The organism is Thalassotalea euphylliae (assembly GCF_042682785.1).
GTDB lineage: Bacteria > Pseudomonadota > Gammaproteobacteria > Enterobacterales > Alteromonadaceae > Thalassotalea_F > Thalassotalea_F euphylliae.
On record NZ_JBHUIB010000003.1, the window covers coordinates 1,157,504 to 1,176,378 of the forward strand.

Below are 18,875 nucleotides of genomic sequence, written 5' to 3' on the forward strand. Positions count from 1 at the left end.
ACTTTTGCTGATAAATATTTACGCAAGCATCGTTTTTACGCAATCATTTGCATAGTTGCTTGCATAGTCATTTATGTTCACTGCGTATTTATCTAATTTTCAGAAACTAAAAAATAATTCTCAAACACGGTAACGACAGTATCGATGTCGAGTTCTTCAAGCGTAAAATGAAACTTCTTGAAAATATCACCTTCGCGATTTCCAAGGGCGACTTCTACACCATCAGGTAAAGAGTCAGGCAATAAAAAAACGATTTTTTTGTCTAACTCCACCGCGTCTATGGTAATTGCGTCAGCCGGCATGCCTTGATTACGAAGGGCTTTATCAATAATCCCCATCAGGGTATCAACCAGCTTATGTTTGTCCATAAACTGGTCATTTGCTTTGGCGATAACTTCAGCGAAGGCGTTTAGTTTTGGTGTCATTAAATGCCTGCCGCCGCGAATACATCGCTCACAATAGCCTGTGCGTCTTCGATAATGTTGGCTAAGTGTGCCTCATCAACAAAGCTTTCAGCGTAAATTTTATAGATTTCTTCAGTACCAGAAGGACGCGCGGCAAACCAACCATTGGCGGTTTCAATTTTAAGACCACCGATGGCAGCGTTATTACCCGGTGCGTGACTCAGTACTTTAGTGATCGGCTCGCCTGCTAATTCTGTAGCAGTGATCATATCTGGCGACATATTAGTTAATACGCGCTTTTGGTCAGCAGATGCAACCGCTTCGACGCGACCATAACTTGGTGTGCCCAGTTCATCAGCTAATGCTAAGAAGTGCTCATACGGGTCTTTGCCTGTCACCGCCAAAATCTCTGCGGCAAGAAGCGCCATAATGAAGCCATCTTTATCTGTCGTCCAACAGCTGCCATCTTTGGCAATAAATGAGGCACCTGCACTTTCTTCACCACCAAAGCCGTAAGTTGCACCTTGCAAGCCATCTACAAACCACTTAAAGCCCACTGGCACTTCGGTAAGCGGCTTTTCTAGTTTGTTTGCTACGCGATCAATCAATGAACTAGACACCAGTGTTTTCCCGATCTTGGCAGTTTCAGGCCATTTACGGTGTGACATAAGATAATTAATCGACACGGCAAGGTAGTGATTCGGGTTCATCAACCCGCCCGCTTTGGTCACAATACCATGACGGTCAAAATCTGGGTCATTACCTACGGCAACATCAAATTTATCTTTAAGACCAATTAAACCCGCCATCGCATAAGGTGAAGAACAGTCCATGCGAATTTTGCCGTCTTTATCCAGCGGCATAAATGCAAAACTTGGGTCGACTTCATTATTCACAACGGTAATGTCTACACCGTATTTCTCCGCAATCACTGGCCAGTAATCAATACCTGAGCCGCCTAGCGGGTCAACACCTATTTTTACTCCAGCATTGGCAATCGCTTCCATATCAAGCACAAGCGCTAACTGGTCGACGTATTCACTAATGAAATCACGTTTAGTCACTAAATCAGAGGCTATGGCTTCTTCAAATGCCATATCCAATACATCTTCAAGCTCTGCAGCTAGAATCTCGTTAGCTCGCGCTTCAATTTTCTTGGTAATCTCGCCTTCTGCAGGTCCACCATGCGGTGGGTTATATTTAATTCCACCGTCTTGGGGTGGATTATGAGACGGCGTAATAATTAATCCGTCAGCAACAGAAGTCTCTGATTTATTATGGCTAATGATTAAACGAGAAATAACGGGAGTTGGCGTATAACCGAGATCTTGCTGGACCACGACAGGAACATCATTAGCAATAAGCACACTAATAGCTGTGTTAAAAGCAGGCTCAGATAATGCGTGTGTATCTTTTCCTAAGTACAGTGGCCCATCAAATCCCTGTGCTTTTCTGTACTCAGCGACCGCCTGAACGATTGCAAGAATATGATATTCATTGAAGCTTGTTTTTAGCGAAGAACCACGGTGTCCCGAGGTGCCAAAGCTCACTTTTTGAGCAGAATTACTTGCATCCGGCTGTAAAAAGAAATAGTCACTTACAACTTTCGCAATATTTACCCTATCTTCAGGCTGTGACACCTGCCCTGCACGCTCATGAATAGCCATACTCTGTCCTTAAATGGATTAATTTTTATAAAAGTTCGCGAATCTTTTCTGCTTGCTGGTCACTGTAACCAAGTGCTTTTGATACTTCTGTCAGCATCATTTTCTTACGTGTTGTATTCGAATTAGTGATTACCCAATAAGGGCTATCCGGAATTTGTCGAGGTTTTGTACTGCTGCCACTTTCAGCCAATGCTTCTTCATTATTGGCGAAGTACAAACGATCGCGACCTCGAATAGTGCATACAACATCAAAGCGCTTCTGATGAACGCGATACAACGCTTGCAGAATCAGTAAAAAGCGTCCAACAGCGCCGCGCTGAATGGCTAATTCTTCTTTATTGATATGGTCAAATACTGAGCCAATAACTTCTTGGCTTACAGGTTCTTCTACAACCTCAGTTTCAGCTTGCTCAACAGTTTCAACTGTTCTCGCAGGGTTTTCTTGACGCTGAGCGTCTTGAAGCTCAGGGAAAGCAAGGAGGCGACGTAAAATGGATGAGGCGCTTTCACCGATAAATTGGGTATTACTAGCGATATATTGATACAGCTCTTCGTCTATTTCGATAGTTTTCATTCAGTTTCCGTAAAATTTTTTTTGAGCCAAGCGATTATACTCACCTATAAAAAATCTCTCTAGCGCTAAAGGGCTAATTGCAGATTTTTTTGCCACTGCTTGCATCAATTCAATAAGTTGAGCAAAATTCTCGCGCAATCTTCTGGAGGTGTTCTTACGAACAAATATGACATGACTAAACTTCTTAATTATCAAATTCGTGGCGAAGGACAGCCAGTTATTCTCATTCACGGTTTATTCGGCAGCCTCGAAAATTTAGGCATGGTCGCCAAACCTCTGTCTGAAGATTATATGGTTGTCAGTGTTGATGTGCGAAATCATGGCCAGTCATTTCATCAATTAGGAATGGAGTACGGTGAACTCGCTGCAGATGTTATTGCGGTGCTCGATCATCTGAATATTTTTCAAGCAGACTTTTTAGGACATTCCATGGGAGGCAAAATTGCTATGCAAATAGCCTTGAACTTCCCTGATAGGGTCAAAAGACTCATCGTCGCAGATATCGCTCCTGTTGCTTACCCTGCCCATCATCAACGTATAATAGAGGGGCTTCAAAGTCTTGACTTTAATACTATTAAGTCAAGAAAAGAAGCAGATGAACAACTAAGCGCTTACGTTGACGAGCAAGGTGTTCGTCAATTTTTGTTACGTAATTTGAAAACCACGGACGATGGAAAGTTAGCGTTTAAGTGCCACGTTGATTTTATTGCAAATAGCTATCCACAAATCATGAAGGCTTTTGATGAAAGCCTCAGTTTTGAAGGTGATGTATTATTTATCAAAGGTGGAAACTCTAACTACATTACGCAAGAGCACCGTGACATTATTGGTCAACACTTCCCAAACAGTAGCGCAAAAATTATCAGCGGCGCGGGCCATTGGTTACATGCGGAAAAAACCATAGCCTTTAATAAAATTGTTAAAGATTTTTTAAACAAGTAAGTCGATTGGCTGAAACTGTTATGGTATAGTGCCGCCAGATTTTTTGGGGTGGTTTTATGCTAGCAGAACATTTTGAACTTATTGAGGCAATTGGTCTCAACTTGTTCTTTGCTTTTATCTTTATTTTCATAGGCTTATCGATTCACGATATCATGAAAAAAAATGATGTCCCCAAAATGGGACAATTCGTTGTCTATTTCGTATTGTTTTTAGGTTGTGCTGGCTTCATTGCTAAAGGTGTTATTCAGTTCCTGTGGGAGAGCCAAGGGGTCGGGTAATCATGGCAAAGGAAGCATCAGATTTAACAACCATTGACTTATTTAGCGACGACAAGCGACCGGGGCGCCCTAAAACTAACCCGTTACCGCGAAGCGTCCAAATAAAAATAAATAAGCGTAATCAAGTTAAGCGTGACAAAAGTCGAGGCTTAAAGCGTGTGGAATTTAAAATCCACGAAAGCTTGTTTGAGAAACTTGATGATATAGCGAAAGACAAAGGCGTAAGCCGAGGCGAATTAATCGAGTCATTGCTTACAAAAGCATTGGCTGACGAAAATTTATAGCGATTCATTGAAAGGTTAATAGTTAACATGGCAATTGTAGGTTTATTTTTCGGTAGCGACACCGGCAATACAGAAGCTGTCAGCAAAATGATCCAGAAGAAGCTGGGTAAAGCGATGGTGGAAGTACGAGACATTGCAAAAAGCACCAAAGAAGAAATTGCAGAGTTTGACCTGATCATTCTTGGTATCCCAACGTGGTACTACGGTGAAAACCAATGTGATTGGGATGATTTCTTACCTGAGTTAGAAGAAATCGATTTCAACGACAAGCTAGTTGCAATTTTTGGTTTAGGCGACCAAGAAGATTACGCAGAGTACTTCTGTGACGCAATGTTACCATTGAAGGAAATTGTTGAAGCAAAAGGCGCTATCCTAGTCGGTCAGTGGTCGACGGAAGGATACGAATTTGAAGCATCTAAAGCGCTTATCGATGACAATACGTTTATTGGTTTGTGTGTTGATGAAGACCGTCAACCAGAACTGACTGAAGAACGCGTAGACAAGTGGGTTAAGCAAATCTACGACGAAATGTGCCTTGCAGAACTAGAAGACTAGCTCGCAAGTCCTATGTAAAAAACAGATTAAAAAAGCCGGCTACTGCCGGCTTTTTTATTGCTATCAATCAACGCAGTTTTATTAACTCGACTTTCCGAATCAATTCATTGATATAACCTTTTTTTAAAACATATCTATCGGTTAAGCCTATTAAAATCGCTAGGATTAATATCGTAATCACGAACGCACCTATCCACTCAATTAGCATCACTTGCTGATAAAACAGTATCGTCACTATCAACAACAAAACGGTATGAAGGCTAAGGTATTGTTTTCGCCCTAGCCGCTCGATATTCACAGACAAGTTTTCAGCATAACGGTTAATCATGAAGTCTAATGAGTTGATAACAAACAACGCTGCAATGACCACAAGCGCAATAGAGAGCCACTCTGGCATGTTAGAAGCATTTTCCACAAACAAGTAACATGCAGCTAACCAGCCCAATATGGGTAGGCATGGCATGAACATCATGACAACAAACAAGCGAGCTATCGACATACTAGCAACAAATTTCGCCATAAACTGCCCCATCATAATGCTCCACGAAAACCACCAGGCAAGATAAAAAGCGTGATAATCATTTAACGGTGTAATAAACCCATACGCATTTGCAAAAAAATCTGTTAGCCCTTCTGCAAGATCCGTAAACTGATTCAAATTAGGTGAAGCTATTGCCAGTAAAAGAAACATAATCATGCCAAAAAGGTACATGCTAACTTGGCTCAGTTTCGTGATGTACTTAATTGAAAAGCTTGCGGCAACTGCAGTAACGATAACGGTAAATATGAGGAGCACTTCCAGCCAACTATTCCCCCTTTCGTTAACGTTCCCGGTCGTCTTTGACGTTAATGTTTCGGGTAAATATGCGGGTAAATATTGCCAGAACAATGATAAAGTAAAGGCTGCTGTTGTCAGTATCAGAACACCATGAATGCACTTAACTGCAGGTTTATTGAATAAACCCAACCGAGGTTCTAGAAAACAGAAATACGCTGTAGCAACAAAGTAACTAAGCCAAACCAAAGGGCCCCAAAACGCAAACTCAACAGCTAATGGGTGAAATGATACAAACGCAGGCCATTGCGCTAATTTCATTGCTTTAAAATCTTGCAAAGGCAAAAATATTAAGCCGCCATCTAGTCCAGCGGTAAACAGCAACGCGACAAAACCAATAACTGTCATCGGTTGCTGCCCTTGAGGAATTTTAGGGCTCGATATAACAAAAAACACAGCCAATACAACCATCGCGATTGCACCTACTGTAATGACACCGATACTCATAAACCAATATCATAAAATCGTGTTGAGCAGATACTTATACCAGCGTTTCTTTACCGAATTGCGAAACGAGGCTTGCCGCTAACTCTCTACATTGCATAGCAGCTGACTCAAATTGTTGTTCATTGCCATGATCAAGTGCGCAACGAAGCCATTGACCATCAATTTGTGATGCCAGCATAGTTGCTGCTTGCTCGACATACTCCGGTTTTAAAAGTTGGCGGAATGCGAAGCGTAAGTTTGCGGCCAAACGTCGGTTATTAATCTTTTGCAGTCGTTGCCAATTTTCATCGTGCATCGACTGTACCCAAAAAGATAACCACGCTATTGCAGCTTTATTGCTAATTTGAGACAGGCTAAAGTTAGCGTTGATAATGTAATCTATGCGCTGTCTCGCGTCTGGTTTGCCATTGTCAAACTGCGCAAGAAAATCTATTTTTAGTTGGTCTAGCAGGTATAAAAATGTACTTTGCAGTAACTCAGGTTTACCACCAAAGTAATGACTTATAATGCCGGTTGATACCCCAGCCAGCTTACTAATGCTCGAAATGGTGGTGCCATGCAACCCGTTTTGCTCAATAGACGTCAATGTTGCTTCGATAAGCTGTTGCTTACGAATTTTTTCCATGCCCACTTTCGGCATTTATTCACCCTTTTGTCGCTGGACTAGCTCACCATTTCACTATGCTAAGCTCCGCTCTCCAGTGCAACTTCTCTGTATTAACTTGCTTAAAACTTTAACTTACCTTATTGAATATTCAAGTTAAATTTTTATTAATTGAACGTTCAATATAAATTAAAAAAAGTGTCACATTTCCTCTTTAGACTGCTCCCCGTTTCTCGTTACAAATCATTTACAATAAATTGGAACTATCATGTCACACATTAAAAAGTCGTTATTAGCGACGGCTGTTAGCCTTGCATTTGCCCCTTCAGTATTTGCTGATGATGCAGTGTCACAACAAATAGAAGAAATTTCTGTCATTGGTAAAAAGGTGACTTATGCAAATAATGCCGTAAGCACTTCAATGATCGACCAACAAGCACCAATGACGAGTGTTTTGGCCGTAATTGATAATTTACCAGGGATTAGCATTAACGAAGGTGATGCCTTCGGTGGTGACGATTGGTCAACGTCCATCACGATGCGTGGTTTCACGATCGACGGCAATCAGCAACAATTGGGTATGACAATAGACGGCATTCCTAATGGAGGTTCAAATTACGGCGGTGGTGCTAAAGCTAACCGTTATTTAGCAGGTGAAAACCTGCTGACTGTTGAGGTTATGCAAGGTACCTCTGACATTTCTTCTGCGTCTTTGGAGGCGTTAGGCGGCACGTTTAACTTTGTCAGTAAAAACCCAGAAACAGAACAAAACACCACTATTGCTTACACGTCAGGTGATCATGATGCACGCCGTTACTTTGCACGCTATGAAACGGGTGAAATTTTAAAAGATACATTCGCTTATTTCAGCTATTCCGATACGGAAAACAGCCGCTGGTCGGGTTCTGGTTCAAATGGCGGCATGGAAAATCAACATTACGAGTTTAAATTTGTGTCAGACATTGGTGACTTGTCACTCACTGGCCGAATTTCGTATGACGATGTGGAAGAAGACAACTACAACAGCGTGAGTATCGAGCAGTTTGAGCAAACGCCAGATTGGGATCAACTGACGTGGAATTGGACAGGTATTCCACATTATGACCAAATGTTTGCGGAAGGTTGGTCTACCTTGCGTGAAAACACGCTCGCATATTTAAAATTTGACTATGCTATTTCAGACGTGACAACCGTGCAGTTCACGCCCTACTACCATAAAAACGAAGGTCGTGGTGACTGGATTCCGCCTTACTTAGTTGCAGCAGTTGACGCCAATGGTAACCCGACAGACCAAGGTGGCAGTATTGCTGCAAGATATGGTTTTACTGACCAAGCAGGTAACCCATTAGCGCCAGCAGAAGATTGTACGGCTAATTTCACTTGGCCTTGGAATTCTGGGCCTGGTTTACACCCGTCTTGCTATCCAGATGATGCAATTCCTGTGATGTCATACCGTCATACCCATTACGAGAAAAACCGTACTGGTTTTACAGCACGTGGCGAAACCACGTTTGGCGCCCACGATATTGCAGTCGGCATGTGGTATGAAATGGCTGAACGTGATGAGCACCGAGATTGGCACAAAGTAATTGATGCACAAGTTTATCATCACTTTAATAAAACGCCTTACTGGACGCAATATGACAACACGTTCGACACAGACACCGTTAAGTTATATCTGCAAGATACAATTACGTGGGAAGATTTCACGTTTAATGTAGGTGTGCAAAAGTTCCTCGTTGAATTAGAGAAAACTGATCATTACAACCCAAACAATAACACTAAGCTTGATAGCGACTCAGACACATTATTTAGTGCAGGTGCTTTGTACCAATACAGCGAATCGCTTGAATTTTTCGCCGGTTATTCAGAAAACTTCTCAGCAATTAAAGATGGCGTGCTTGAAGATGATGCCTCTACGTTAACGGAAATTGAGCCAGAAACGGCAGAAAACATTGATTTCGGTTTACGATACAGTGACAACAACTTGAGTATCTCTGCAACATTATACACCATCGAGTTTGACAACCGTATTACCTTTATCGCGCCTGGCAGTGATACAGGCGGTATTGACTACACGGTTGGCACTAACGGCACTTACTTAAATGTTGGTGGTATCGACTCAGAAGGTTTCGAGTTTAGTGCCACTTATCAAGTCAACGACAATTGGGAACTATACGCGTCGTTCACCAAAAATAACTCTGAATATGTTGGCAATGCACCTGGTTTTGAATCAGGTGATGATGTCATCGATTCAGTTGATGATATGTGGGTATTGTCTGCTAACTATTTCGCAGGCGACCTTCGCTTTGGCGCTTCAACCAAATACACCGGCGAGCGCGGCGATGCAGATGACTACATCGTGACAGATGTGAATTTAGGTTACAGCATCCCATTTGATGGTATGCGCAATGTCGACTTAGCCTTCGTTGTCACCAACTTGTTTGATGAAGATTATCTTGCAACAGGCACAGGTAATGGCACAACATACTTTATCGGCGCGCCTAAAACAGCAACCTTCACGGTAACTGTCGATTTATAAGTCATTAGATGACGTTTGAAAGCGGGCTTTCGCCCGCTTTTATCGTTAGTAAGGAAGGTCAATGAAATACTATTATCCACTGTCTGTAACTGCTCTTTGCACACTAGTCCTCTTGGCTATAGCCCCAGCAAAAGCAGAGGTCAGTAAAATTTATTTTGGTTCGTGTGCAAAACAGTACAAACCCATGCCTATTTTTGACGCCATAAACAAAGACAAACCTGACGTTTTCGTTTTCCTCGGTGACAATATATACGGCGATACGGAAGATATGAGCGAACTCCAAGCCAAATATGACATGCTGGGCGCCCATAAAGGATTTCAACAACTTCGCGCCCAGTCAGAAGTTGTGGCTATTTGGGACGATCACGATTTTGGTGAGAATGACGCAGGTAAAGAGTACCCGCAAAAAGAAGCGTCCCGAAAAATCATGCTCGATTTTTGGCAAGAGCCTTCGGATTCAAAACGCTATACACAACCTGGAATATACACAAGCTATTGGTTTGGCGAAGGTGAGAATCAAATACATCTTATCTTGCCAGATCTTCGTTGGAATCGAGATAAACTCCATGAGGTAGGCAAGTTTTCCTACATCACCAGTAGAATCCCTAAAAATATGGGGCCATATAAAGTGTCTCCCAACGCTGGCGCCTCAATGCTAGGTGAAGAGCAATGGCAATGGTTAGAGGCTGAACTAAAAAAGCCAGCGAAACTGAAAATCATTGGTTCGAGCCTGCAGTTACTGCCCGAATTCACCGGATGGGAGTCATGGGCAAACTTTCCTGAAGATAGAAATCGTTTATTGCAGTTGATAGAAAAAGAACAGATCCCTGGCGTGCTTATGATTAGTGGTGATACGCATTGGGGAGAAATGTCAAAACTCAATGCCGGTAGTTACCCATTATGGGAAGTTACAAGCTCTGGCTTAAGTGAAAAATGGAAAGACGTTAGCCCGAATAAGCACCGTGTTGGTGATTATACCCATGACGTGAACTATGGCTTTATCGAAGTGGACTGGAAAAAAGACGACCCTAGTGTATCTTTCGGCCTAAAGAATGTAGTTGGCGAAGTGACACACCATCAACAACTCTCACTTTCCGCGCTGTCATTCTAGAGTGACATTCAAGGGCTGGACGAACGTTCAGCCTCTCAACTTGTAAGCAATATGTTAACTCGACCATAGCTAATCGTAACTAATTGTTAACCAATCGTTTTACTCTGCAAATCTTGATATATATCAAATTATCTCCGTAACAGCTTTGTTATAAATCTGCGCGATTTTTTACGTACAAAGAGATAGCGTGTGACTGAGCATAACACCGTCATTGCAGGTGATATTACCCAACCAGACATTCTTCATTGCCCGCCAGATATCCCTATCGCACATGCAGCAAAATTAATGCGCGACAAAAGAACCAGTTCTATTCTTGTCAAAGAAAACGAGACGATTATTGGTATCTGGACGGAATCTGATTGCACCAAATTAAACTATGACGACCCTACCCTTTTTCAGCGTCAAATCCACGATTTCATGAGTACACCAGTAATTTCAATTCCGGTATCAACACCATTTGCAGATATTATAAGAGCCTTTCATCGTCACAAGGTTAGGCACCTTGTTGTATTAAATGAGAACGGCTCTACGAAAGGTGTTATTAGTCAATCCGACGTTATCAAGCGACAAGGTATTCAGCACTATTTACAATTACGAACCGTAGGGGAAAGCTACGACCAGCAGCTAGCGACAGTCGACGCGTTAGCGTCACTGACAGAAACCGCTAAATTAATGAAGCGTGAAAAACAAAGTGCGGTGCTCGTAAAAAATAAAGATGAGGATGCTTCAGGCATCATTACCGAGCGCGATCTCCTTAAAGTCCTCGCCAGTGATGAATATGAACAGCCTCTTTGGCATTATGCAAGCAAACCCTTAATTACCATTGAAAGCAGCCAAGCATTACTGAGTGCTTATCTAAAGCTTCAGCGATATCGGATTAGACACCTTGCCGTTACCTCACCGCAAGGCGATGTTATTGGGCTACTGTCAATGCAGAACATTCTTGCCGATATCGAACACTCATATTTTCAGCGACTTGAAGCGCTAATATCAGAACGGGATCATGCGTTGCATGCCTCGCAAGAGCACTTATTTTTAGCGGAAAAAATTATCGAATCTTCTGTTGATGCCATTATGACAACAGACCGAAATGGTGTAATCATTTCGGTCAATCCTGCGTTTACCCAAGTAACTGGTTACAAGGCGCGTGAAGCTATTGGTAAGAACGCTAACCTGTTAAATTCAGGTATCCATGACAAGTCTTTCTATCGAAAGATGTGGAAACAAATAGACACTGAAGGAAAGTGGCAAGGTGAAGTTTGGAACCGTCGCAAAAATGGTGACGTGTATCCAGAATGGCTAACCATTGTAAAAATTGGTGGCGATACGGTTAGGGATATTCACTACACAGGCATATTTTCAGATATAACCGAGCGCAAGCTGTACGAAAATCGCATAAAGTCACTCGCGTTTTATGATGACCTTACAAAGCTCCCTAACCGTCGACTATTTAACGACAGATTAAACATCGCTATCTCGACCGCTCATCGTAACCAACAACTAGCTGCAATACTCTTTGTTGACCTTGATAGGTTCAAACAAATCAACGATACATTGGGGCATAGTATTGGTGATGAGGTACTGCGCTCTGCAGCTAAGCGGATTTCAAGTTCAATCAAAGAAGGCGATACGGTTGCCCGTTTTGGTGGTGATGAGTTTGTCATTCTGTTAACGGAAATGAGCTCTGTTGAAGATATCGAGTCCGTCATATCACGAATCTATCAGCAATTTAATAAGCCATTCGTACTCGACAACAAAGAAAATTATGTGACCTGCTCCATCGGTGCCTCAATTTACCCATTTCATGGAACTGAACCAGAAGCTCTTCTTAAATATGCTGATATCGCCATGTATCAAACAAAAAAAGATGGCAGAAACGGCTATTTATTTTATCAACAAGACATGCATGCTTCACTCGATGACAAATTGGTGATGCAAAATAAACTGCGCACGGCACTAAAAAATAACGAGTTTAAGTTAGCTTACCAACCACAAATATGTAGCACTACTGGTAAGTTTATTGGTGTAGAAGCACTACTTCGCTGGGAACTTCCAAACACCGGTATGGTATCACCTGCTAAATTCATTCCTATCTGTGAAGAGCTCGGCATTATTGTAGATATTGAGCGCTGGGTACTTTCTCAAGCTTGTCGACAGCGAAAAGCATGGCTTCAGCAAGGGCTAGACGTTGGACGCATTGCAGTTAATGTGTCCCCTATTCACTTTAAAAATAACTTGATGAACTCAGTGTTAGCAGCATTAGAACATGCAGACCTATCGCCAGTACTCTTGGAAATTGAAGTAACCGAGTCTTGTTTTATCGAAAACACACGTGACGCACAAATCGTGTTAGAGCAATTAAAAAAACTAGGAGTCGAAATAGCCTTAGATGACTTTGGCACGGGATACTCAAGTTTAAGCTACTTAACGAAGCTTGCTATCAACACCCTCAAAATTGACGGCAGCTTTATTCGCAAAACGCCAACTAACGAAGCGGATTGTCAAATGGTGAAAACCATTATTAATATGGCACAGAGTTTATCACTTAACATTATCGCTGAAGGGGTTGAAACCGATGCCCAAAACGCTTTTCTGACTGACAATGGCTGTACACAACATCAAGGGTATTTCTACAGTAAACCTATATTTGAAGACGAATTTACATCGCAGTATGAGGCAATTATGAACGATGCTAAGGCGAAGGAATTGACTGAATAACGCCGATAAGAAGAGGAGCCGAGCGAGTTAGGCATGCCCACTCGCTCGTGATAAAAGCTTAGTTGCGAAAACGTTTCTTGCGGCGGATATATAAGGTGCGGTTTACCTTAGCAACAACCTCACCTTGCTCGTCTTTAATATAGGTAACCACTTCCGGAAGATACTTCTCACCATTTGCAGTGTGTGTTTTGATATCTTCTAGCATTTGGTCAGTGATTAGGAAATCTGCAGTGACCTTGCCTCGACCCGGTTTGATAAAGTCTATATCAGCACTTTTGTCCCAAATAATGTATTCATCACGCATTCGTGCCATTAACATCATCATGTAAAACGGATCTGTCATCGAAAAGAGTGCACCACCAAAAATGCTACCCACACCGTTTCGGTTCCACGTACTTAACTTCATAGAAACATGGGCCTCACGAAAATCGTCACTTATTTTCTCTAATTTAATTCGCGCGAAAAATAGCGGAGGCCATATATTGATAAAAATGCGAAAAAGCCATGCGCGGGAAAACATTAAATTCATTCTTTACTCTCAATCAAATCCATATAAACTCATCGTACCAGTCAATTATCGCAATTAAAGTCCCTAAAAAGCAAAAAAATTACTTGAGTAATTAACTAGGGCTTTCAACCGGATGAATAAACTTCTATAATTTTTGCAATTAGATTTGATAGATGAAGTTTATGTCGCAACAAAACGAAGAACTAAAACGCGCTGGCCTAAAAATTACCCTGCCTCGAGTTAAAATTCTCAGCATTCTCCAAGATCCCAACAATCAGCACATCAGCGCTGAAGATGTTTATAAGATTTTGTTAGAGCAACAAGAAGAAATTGGCTTAGCGACTGTTTATCGTGTACTTAACCAATTTGACGATGCGGGTATTGTGACGCGTCATCACTTCGAAGGTGGTAAGTCAGTATTCGAACTGTCACATAAAAAGCATCACGATCACTTAGTCTGTTTGAAGTGTGGGAAAGTTGTCGAGTTTGAAGATGACATTATCGAACAACGTCAGTTAGATATTGCCAAAGAAAACAATATTAAATTGACTAACCACAGCTTATACCTTTACGGCGAATGTGAAGATGTAGAGTCTTGTGAAAGCTATCGCAAAGCGAACCAGTAAGCCTAAATAGCAAATGCAGAATATAAAAAAGCCGACTTTAAGTCGGCTTTTTAGTGAGCAGAAGAAAATTAGCGACTAGTCGCCAATTTTCGCCCACGTATCACGTAAACCAACGGTGCGGTTAAACACGAGTTTGTCATGTGGCTTGTTGTCTAAACAGAAGTAACCTTGACGTTCAAACTGGAACGCTTTCTCTGGCTCAGCTTCTGCGAGTGACGGCTCTATCTTAGCTCCGTCTAATATCACCAATGAATCAGGATTAATAACTGAATGGAAATCCGCTTCTGCCGCCGGATTAGCTACCGTAAACAAACGATCGTATAAACGAATTTCCGCATCAATAGCATGCGGTGCACTTACCCAGTGAATAACGCCCTTAGGTTTTGTGCCGTCGGTTGGGTTCTTACCCAATGTTTCAGGATCGTAAGTACAGTAAACCGTTGTCACATTGCCATCTTGGTCTTTGTCACAACGAGTTGCAGTCACCACGTAAGCACCACGAAGACGTACCGCTTTATCCAAAACTAAACGCTTGTACTTTTTGTTCGCTTCTTCGCGGAAATCTTCATCTTCGATCAAGATTTCGCGGCTAAACGGTACAATGCGCGAACCTTGCGATTCATCACTTGGATGATTCTTCACCGTTAGCTCTTCTACCTTGTCTTCAGGGTAGTTTTCAATAATCAGCTTAATAGGTTTAAGCACCGCCATTGCGCGTGGTGCGTTGTCATTTAAGTCTTCACGAATAGCTGACTCAAGCACGCCCATCTCAATGGTGTTATCCATTTTCGTTACACCAATACGCTTACAGAATTCTCTGATTGACGCAGGCGTATATCCACGACGACGGAAACCAGCAATGGTTGGCATGCGTGGGTCGTCCCAGCCTTCAACAAGGTTTTCTTCAACTAACGCATTAAGCTTACGCTTACTCATTACCGTGTATTCAAGATTAAGGCGTGAAGACTCATACTGACGAGGCGTCGTTTCAATAGAAATGTTTTCAATAATCCAATCGTAAATACGGCGGTTATCTTGGAATTCCAACGTACACAATGAGTGCGTAATGCCTTCAATGGCATCCGAGATACAGTGGGTAAAATCGTACATTGGGTAAATGCACCACTTATCACCCGTTTGATGGTGATGTGCAAACTTAATTCGATAAATCACTGGGTCGCGCATACACATGAAACTAGAGCTCATGTCTACCTTTGCACGTAACGAGCACTCACCTTCTTTGTACTCACCGTTTTTCATTTTTTCAAAGTGCGCTAAGTTTTCTTCTACGCTGGTATCACGATACGGGCTATTTTTACCTGGCTTTTGCAACGTACCACGATATTCTTTCGCTTCTTCCGGTGAAAGAAAATCAACATAGGCTAAACTTTTTTCGATGAGCTCTACAGCGTAACCATGTAAGCGGTCAAAGTAGTCAGAAGAGTATCGAACGTCACCCGCCCACTGAAAGCCTAACCAGCTCACATCTTCTTGAATAGAATTTACGTAGTCGATATCTTCTTTTTCAGGGTTGGTATCGTCAAAACGAAGGTTACACAAACCGTTATAGTCTTCTGCAATGCCAAAGTTTAAACAAATTGCTTTCGCATGGCCGATATGAAGGTAGCCATTAGGTTCCGGCGGGAAGCGGGTCTGCACATGATCATGCAACCCTTCTGCAAGATCCTTATCGATAATTTGGCGAATAAAATTAGTTGGACGGTTTTCTGCTTCCGACATCCAATGAGACCTCTAAAAATGGTGAATACGTTGGTATTTGTTAATCCTTAGGGTTTAGTTTTACAACCGTTTAGGTCACGTAAAAGAACAACAAACCCTAATAATAATGGCTGGCATTATAGCAACAGGATTTGGGTTTAAATAGCCGAAATCCTGTTAATTTAATAGAAATATGGCACTGAAATTATTGAAATCAACTCTCTTCGCTAAAATAGGCCATCATACGTTGATGCAGCTCTTGTTCAGTTAAATCTTCGACATGAGTTGCTAACGTCCATATATGTCCAAATGGATCTTTTAATGTGCCTGCTCTATCACCATAAAATTGATCAATAACAGGGCGCACCTCTTCGGCTCCTGCCGCCAAAGCTTTTGCAAACGCGGTATCAACATTGTCTAAGTACAGCATTAAACTTACGCCAGCACCTCCCAATGTTTCAGGACTCAAAAAGCCCATATCAGGATGTTCTTCGGCTAACATAATATGAGAACTACCTACCTTCATTTCAGCATGAGCAACACCGCCATCAGGTGTATTTAATTCAAGGGTTACCTCAGCATCAAATGCCTCGCTATAAAAGCCGAGCGCCTGCTTGGCATTTTTTGCTACAAGGTAAGGAGTAATTGAGTGAAATCCTTCAGGAATAGCTTTTACCATGATTGTCATGTCCTTTTGTTATACTTACGGTATCATTGTAGCTGACTATTATCGTTTTCATCTTCAACAACCTGTGATTTTCACATAATGTGTAGAAGTAACAAATGAGCTGAAACGAATGCCAAAAGTGTTTAAGAGCGCCCTACTACTGCTTACCTTATCGCTATCCTGGATATGCAATAGCGAAGAGAAAGTTATTACCTTGGGGGTCGGGCCTGATCACCATGAAATGCTATCCCAACAGTACGATATTTATCGCGCCAACTGGGAATTCATAGGCACTAGTCTTGCTGAATTAGGTTATACCGTGGAAGCATCACCACTGCCTTGGGCACGAGCAAAACTCAAGGTGCAATCAGGTGAGTTGCATGGGCTGTTTATTGCGGCAAAATTTGTGGGGCGTGACGCATGGGCAGCATATACCCAACCGATAGGCTATGAAGTTTACGGCTCTTTTATTAATACAAAGAGCAATAATACGTCAAAAACTGGCGGTGCCGTTCGACTCGGCGGACAAGATCGCGTAGTCTCTCACAAGGCACCTGAAGACCTACTTTACGTTCCCACAGCACAACAAGGGCTGAAGCTCCTGGCTGAAGATAAAATCACCCATTTTTACATGGCAAAAGGCTATGGCCGTTATTTGCTCGCCAACGAGTTAAAGCCCATCGCAGATAACTTAGTTTTTAGTCAGGACAAAATAGAACCGAGAAGTTTACACATCGCCGTATCACAGAAGCATGAAGAAAGCTTGTCTGCGTTAGCTTTATTAAACAAAGCTATCAACAATGGTGTAAATAACGGTTCTTATCATGTATTCATGGCTAAATACTCTGTGCCTAAAGATATGCAGCTGCCGAAACTTTCAAAGTAATCACTGCAACAAAACTATGCACAAGGTGGCGGCAAATCAGTTACCTCACTATTGCATCCGCGGCTCAGCTATGTCCCAAACGACAATAAAGAGGGTCTTCAGATAGTTGCAGTTGTCAAACGAATTACCAATATACTGCAAGAGACTATCCGTGTTAGCGACAGCCAAGAGCGGTATGGTGGCGAAGAGTTAGCTTTGTTACTACCACAAACGGAACATGCACAAGCACATGAGTTAGCGGAGCGCCTGCGTGCTTTAGTTGAAGCATCTTCAATTATGTAAGTATAGCTTCATAGCAGGAGAAAGCGTTACACTCCCCATTAATAGCTAGAAAACGAAACAGTGTTAAAAAACAATGGACAACCGAGTTAAGCAGGTAAGAAAAGCGATTGTCGTTGGGGCGACAGGTGCTATAGGTGAAGCATTAGTAAAATACCTTTTAGCGTCGCCAGAATATGATGAAATCACTGTTTATGCCCGCAAAAAGTGTTCGTTCAATAGTACGAAATTGGTCTGGCACACTACAGATTTTACTGCATTGAGTGCACTGACACTCCCCACTGATTACTCACACTATTTTTCATGCTTAGGTACAACCAAGAAACAAGCCGGTTCAATTGAAAAACAACGACAGGTTGATGTCAATTTGCAAGTCGCACTTGCTTCAAAAGCCAAAGAGGCAGATATAAAACACTGCTTATTGGTCTCTTCTTATGGTGCTAATCACCTAAGCAAAAACTCATATTTACAGATGAAAGGAGAAGTAGAGCGATCTCTAGAACAACTTGAGTTTAAACAACTGACGGTTGTCAGACCCTCCTTGCTACTTGCCAATCGAGATCAATGTAGAGTTGGGGAAACACTGGGTGCATTAGTGTTGCCTTGGATTTGCAAATTGCCCTACTTAAGCAAATACCGGCCTATTAAAGTAGACGTAGTTGCTCATAAGTTAATGACGCTGGCCCGCTCAAATAATCGCAGACAAATCCTTGAACTCGATGCATTGTTTTAGCCGTGGCGGCTTTGTAGTTTGATATTTTACGTTAACGACCAGTTACTATTTTCTATATAATTAAATACTGCTTCTGAACTGCTAAATACTTGAATGTTAAGGGCTGTGTGCGAAATAAATCGATGCATCATGTTTTGCTGCAATTGGTTACTACAACAGACTAATACACCACCACAATTATTTTCCACACTTGACCATTTATACGAATCACCAATGACTTTCATCACTTCTGGGCAACCAAGCGTTTCCTCATCAAGAAAATCTACACGATACCAATGGTCGAAACCGGCCTCTGCCACGCTTTGTTTTATATCGTCAAAAGAGCGCTTCACACCTTCCACATTAAATGGGCCTTGCGTGTAATTGAGCAAAATATTTCGACGCCATGTTAAAGCTACAGTGCCGTGGGGTCTCATAATACCGATCATATAACGCAACCAACCTATAATCGTACAACAGAATTCATTTATAACACTATTTGCTCGAGAGAAAAGCA

20 protein-coding genes are annotated in these 18,875 nt (G+C 42.0%); 11 read left to right on the plus strand and 9 right to left on the minus strand.

Annotation, left to right across the window (positions count from 1 at the left end):
- Window positions 1-92: 92 nt before the first annotated feature.
- From ACFSJY_RS12580 to seqA, 3 genes are read right to left on the minus strand one after another with little or no spacing between them, the layout of a single operon-like run.
- Window positions 93-425, minus strand: a complete 333-nt coding sequence (locus ACFSJY_RS12580; protein WP_386034763.1) for a hypothetical protein — start codon at window positions 423-425, stop codon at window positions 93-95.
- On the minus strand, window positions 425-2,071 hold the full coding sequence (pgm, locus tag ACFSJY_RS12585) for a phosphoglucomutase (alpha-D-glucose-1,6-bisphosphate-dependent) (protein ID WP_386034765.1): 1,647 nt from the start codon (window positions 2,069-2,071) through the stop codon (window positions 425-427). The genes ACFSJY_RS12580 and pgm overlap by 1 nt, the downstream gene beginning before the upstream one ends.
- Window positions 2,072-2,096: 25 nt before the next feature.
- On the minus strand, window positions 2,097-2,645 hold the full coding sequence (gene seqA / locus ACFSJY_RS12590; RefSeq protein ID WP_386034767.1) for a replication initiation negative regulator SeqA: 549 nt from the start codon (window positions 2,643-2,645) through the stop codon (window positions 2,097-2,099).
- A gap of 171 nt (window positions 2,646-2,816) precedes the next feature.
- Between seqA and ACFSJY_RS12595 the strand changes: the two genes are divergently transcribed.
- The 4 genes from ACFSJY_RS12595 to fldA are packed head-to-tail and all read left to right on the plus strand — an operon-like array spanning window position 2,817 to window position 4,704.
- Window positions 2,817-3,587, plus strand: coding sequence for an alpha/beta fold hydrolase (locus ACFSJY_RS12595; RefSeq protein ID WP_386034769.1), 771 nt, complete (start codon window positions 2,817-2,819; stop codon window positions 3,585-3,587).
- A gap of 56 nt (window positions 3,588-3,643) precedes the next feature.
- Complete coding sequence (locus ACFSJY_RS12600) at window positions 3,644-3,865, plus strand: DUF2788 domain-containing protein (protein ID WP_386034771.1); 222 nt, start codon at window positions 3,644-3,646, stop codon at window positions 3,863-3,865.
- Between the two features lie 2 nt (window positions 3,866-3,867).
- Window positions 3,868-4,149: a LexA regulated protein gene (gene ybfE / locus ACFSJY_RS12605; protein ID WP_386034773.1), complete on the plus strand. Its 282-nt coding sequence runs from the start codon at window positions 3,868-3,870 to the stop codon at window positions 4,147-4,149.
- 27 nt (window positions 4,150-4,176) lie between these two features.
- A complete protein-coding gene (fldA, locus tag ACFSJY_RS12610; RefSeq protein ID WP_386034775.1) occupies window positions 4,177-4,704 on the plus strand; it encodes a flavodoxin FldA in 528 nt (175 codons plus the stop codon).
- Between the two features lie 67 nt (window positions 4,705-4,771).
- Here fldA and ACFSJY_RS12615 read toward each other — a convergent pair whose 3' ends face one another.
- Entirely contained in the window at window positions 4,772-5,986 is a 1,215-nt protein-coding gene (locus tag ACFSJY_RS12615) for a BCCT family transporter (protein ID WP_386034777.1), read from the minus strand.
- Between the two features lie 34 nt (window positions 5,987-6,020).
- Window positions 6,021-6,626: a transcriptional regulator BetI gene (gene betI / locus ACFSJY_RS12620; protein ID WP_386034779.1), complete on the minus strand. Its 606-nt coding sequence runs from the start codon at window positions 6,624-6,626 to the stop codon at window positions 6,021-6,023.
- A gap of 232 nt (window positions 6,627-6,858) precedes the next feature.
- On the opposite strand from betI, the gene ACFSJY_RS12625 reads away from it, so the two are divergent.
- From ACFSJY_RS12625 to ACFSJY_RS12635, 3 genes are all read left to right on the plus strand, one after another.
- A complete protein-coding gene (locus ACFSJY_RS12625; protein ID WP_386034781.1) occupies window positions 6,859-9,132 on the plus strand; it encodes a TonB-dependent receptor domain-containing protein in 2,274 nt (757 codons plus the stop codon).
- Window positions 9,133-9,193: 61 nt separating this feature from the next.
- A complete protein-coding gene (locus tag ACFSJY_RS12630) occupies window positions 9,194-10,243 on the plus strand; it encodes an alkaline phosphatase D family protein (RefSeq protein ID WP_386034783.1) in 1,050 nt (349 codons plus the stop codon).
- Between the two features lie 189 nt (window positions 10,244-10,432).
- On the plus strand, window positions 10,433-12,961 hold the full coding sequence (locus ACFSJY_RS12635; RefSeq protein ID WP_386034785.1) for an EAL domain-containing protein: 2,529 nt from the start codon (window positions 10,433-10,435) through the stop codon (window positions 12,959-12,961).
- Between the two features lie 58 nt (window positions 12,962-13,019).
- On the opposite strand, the gene ACFSJY_RS12640 is transcribed toward ACFSJY_RS12635, so the two are convergent.
- The gene (locus ACFSJY_RS12640; RefSeq protein ID WP_386034787.1) at window positions 13,020-13,490 is read right to left on the minus strand and encodes a DUF4442 domain-containing protein; all 471 of its coding nucleotides are present in this window, start codon (window positions 13,488-13,490) and stop codon (window positions 13,020-13,022) included.
- A gap of 161 nt (window positions 13,491-13,651) precedes the next feature.
- On the opposite strand from ACFSJY_RS12640, the gene fur reads away from it, so the two are divergent.
- A complete protein-coding gene (fur, locus tag ACFSJY_RS12645; protein ID WP_386034789.1) occupies window positions 13,652-14,095 on the plus strand; it encodes a ferric iron uptake transcriptional regulator in 444 nt (147 codons plus the stop codon).
- A 75-nt stretch (window positions 14,096-14,170) separates the two neighbouring features.
- On the opposite strand, the gene glnS is transcribed toward fur, so the two are convergent.
- Window positions 14,171-15,835 carry a glutamine--tRNA ligase gene (gene glnS, locus ACFSJY_RS12650; RefSeq protein WP_386034791.1) on the minus strand — a complete coding sequence of 555 codons (1,665 nt, stop codon included), beginning with the start codon at window positions 15,833-15,835 and terminating at the stop codon, window positions 14,171-14,173.
- Between the two features lie 193 nt (window positions 15,836-16,028).
- Window positions 16,029-16,493 (minus strand): VOC family protein, encoded by a 465-nt coding sequence (locus ACFSJY_RS12655; RefSeq protein WP_386034793.1) that lies wholly within the window; start codon window positions 16,491-16,493, stop codon window positions 16,029-16,031.
- A 118-nt stretch (window positions 16,494-16,611) separates the two neighbouring features.
- On the opposite strand from ACFSJY_RS12655, the gene ACFSJY_RS12660 reads away from it, so the two are divergent.
- From ACFSJY_RS12660 to ACFSJY_RS12670, 3 genes are all read left to right on the plus strand, one after another.
- On the plus strand, window positions 16,612-17,367 hold the full coding sequence (locus ACFSJY_RS12660) for a type 2 periplasmic-binding domain-containing protein (RefSeq protein ID WP_386034795.1): 756 nt from the start codon (window positions 16,612-16,614) through the stop codon (window positions 17,365-17,367).
- Window positions 17,368-17,418: 51 nt separating this feature from the next.
- Window positions 17,419-17,649 (plus strand): diguanylate cyclase, encoded by a 231-nt coding sequence (locus ACFSJY_RS12665; protein ID WP_386034797.1) that lies wholly within the window; start codon window positions 17,419-17,421, stop codon window positions 17,647-17,649.
- 73 nt (window positions 17,650-17,722) lie between these two features.
- Window positions 17,723-18,379 (plus strand): NAD(P)H-binding protein, encoded by a 657-nt coding sequence (locus ACFSJY_RS12670; protein ID WP_386034799.1) that lies wholly within the window; start codon window positions 17,723-17,725, stop codon window positions 18,377-18,379.
- Between the two features lie 26 nt (window positions 18,380-18,405).
- On the opposite strand, the gene ACFSJY_RS12675 is transcribed toward ACFSJY_RS12670, so the two are convergent.
- Window positions 18,406-18,807: a hypothetical protein gene (locus ACFSJY_RS12675; RefSeq protein ID WP_386034801.1), complete on the minus strand. Its 402-nt coding sequence runs from the start codon at window positions 18,805-18,807 to the stop codon at window positions 18,406-18,408.
- Between the last annotated feature and the right edge of the window lie 68 nt (window positions 18,808-18,875).

Bases quoted from the DNA above. Each gene is read 5' to 3' on its own strand.
- ACFSJY_RS12580 (WP_386034763.1), bottom strand. From the start codon at position 425: ATGACACCAAAACTAAACGCCTTCGCTGAAGTTATCGCCAAAGCAAAT.
- pgm (WP_386034765.1), bottom strand. From the start codon at position 2,071: ATGGCTATTCATGAGCGTGCAGGGCAGGTGTCACAGCCTGAAGATAGG.
- seqA (WP_386034767.1), bottom strand. From the start codon at position 2,645: ATGAAAACTATCGAAATAGACGAAGAGCTGTATCAATATATCGCTAGT.
- ACFSJY_RS12595 (WP_386034769.1), top strand. From the start codon at position 2,817: ATGACTAAACTTCTTAATTATCAAATTCGTGGCGAAGGACAGCCAGTT.
- ACFSJY_RS12600 (WP_386034771.1), top strand. From the start codon at position 3,644: ATGCTAGCAGAACATTTTGAACTTATTGAGGCAATTGGTCTCAACTTG.
- ybfE (WP_386034773.1), top strand. From the start codon at position 3,868: ATGGCAAAGGAAGCATCAGATTTAACAACCATTGACTTATTTAGCGAC.
- fldA (WP_386034775.1), top strand. From the start codon at position 4,177: ATGGCAATTGTAGGTTTATTTTTCGGTAGCGACACCGGCAATACAGAA.
- ACFSJY_RS12615 (WP_386034777.1), bottom strand. From the start codon at position 5,986: ATGAGTATCGGTGTCATTACAGTAGGTGCAATCGCGATGGTTGTATTG.
- betI (WP_386034779.1), bottom strand. From the start codon at position 6,626: ATGCCGAAAGTGGGCATGGAAAAAATTCGTAAGCAACAGCTTATCGAA.
- ACFSJY_RS12625 (WP_386034781.1), top strand. From the start codon at position 6,859: ATGTCACACATTAAAAAGTCGTTATTAGCGACGGCTGTTAGCCTTGCA.
- ACFSJY_RS12630 (WP_386034783.1), top strand. From the start codon at position 9,194: ATGAAATACTATTATCCACTGTCTGTAACTGCTCTTTGCACACTAGTC.
- ACFSJY_RS12640 (WP_386034787.1), bottom strand. From the start codon at position 13,490: ATGAATTTAATGTTTTCCCGCGCATGGCTTTTTCGCATTTTTATCAAT.
- fur (WP_386034789.1), top strand. From the start codon at position 13,652: ATGTCGCAACAAAACGAAGAACTAAAACGCGCTGGCCTAAAAATTACC.
- glnS (WP_386034791.1), bottom strand. From the start codon at position 15,835: ATGTCGGAAGCAGAAAACCGTCCAACTAATTTTATTCGCCAAATTATC.
- ACFSJY_RS12655 (WP_386034793.1), bottom strand. From the start codon at position 16,493: ATGGTAAAAGCTATTCCTGAAGGATTTCACTCAATTACTCCTTACCTT.
- ACFSJY_RS12660 (WP_386034795.1), top strand. From the start codon at position 16,612: ATGCCAAAAGTGTTTAAGAGCGCCCTACTACTGCTTACCTTATCGCTA.
- ACFSJY_RS12670 (WP_386034799.1), top strand. From the start codon at position 17,723: ATGGACAACCGAGTTAAGCAGGTAAGAAAAGCGATTGTCGTTGGGGCG.
- ACFSJY_RS12675 (WP_386034801.1), bottom strand. From the start codon at position 18,807: ATGATCGGTATTATGAGACCCCACGGCACTGTAGCTTTAACATGGCGT.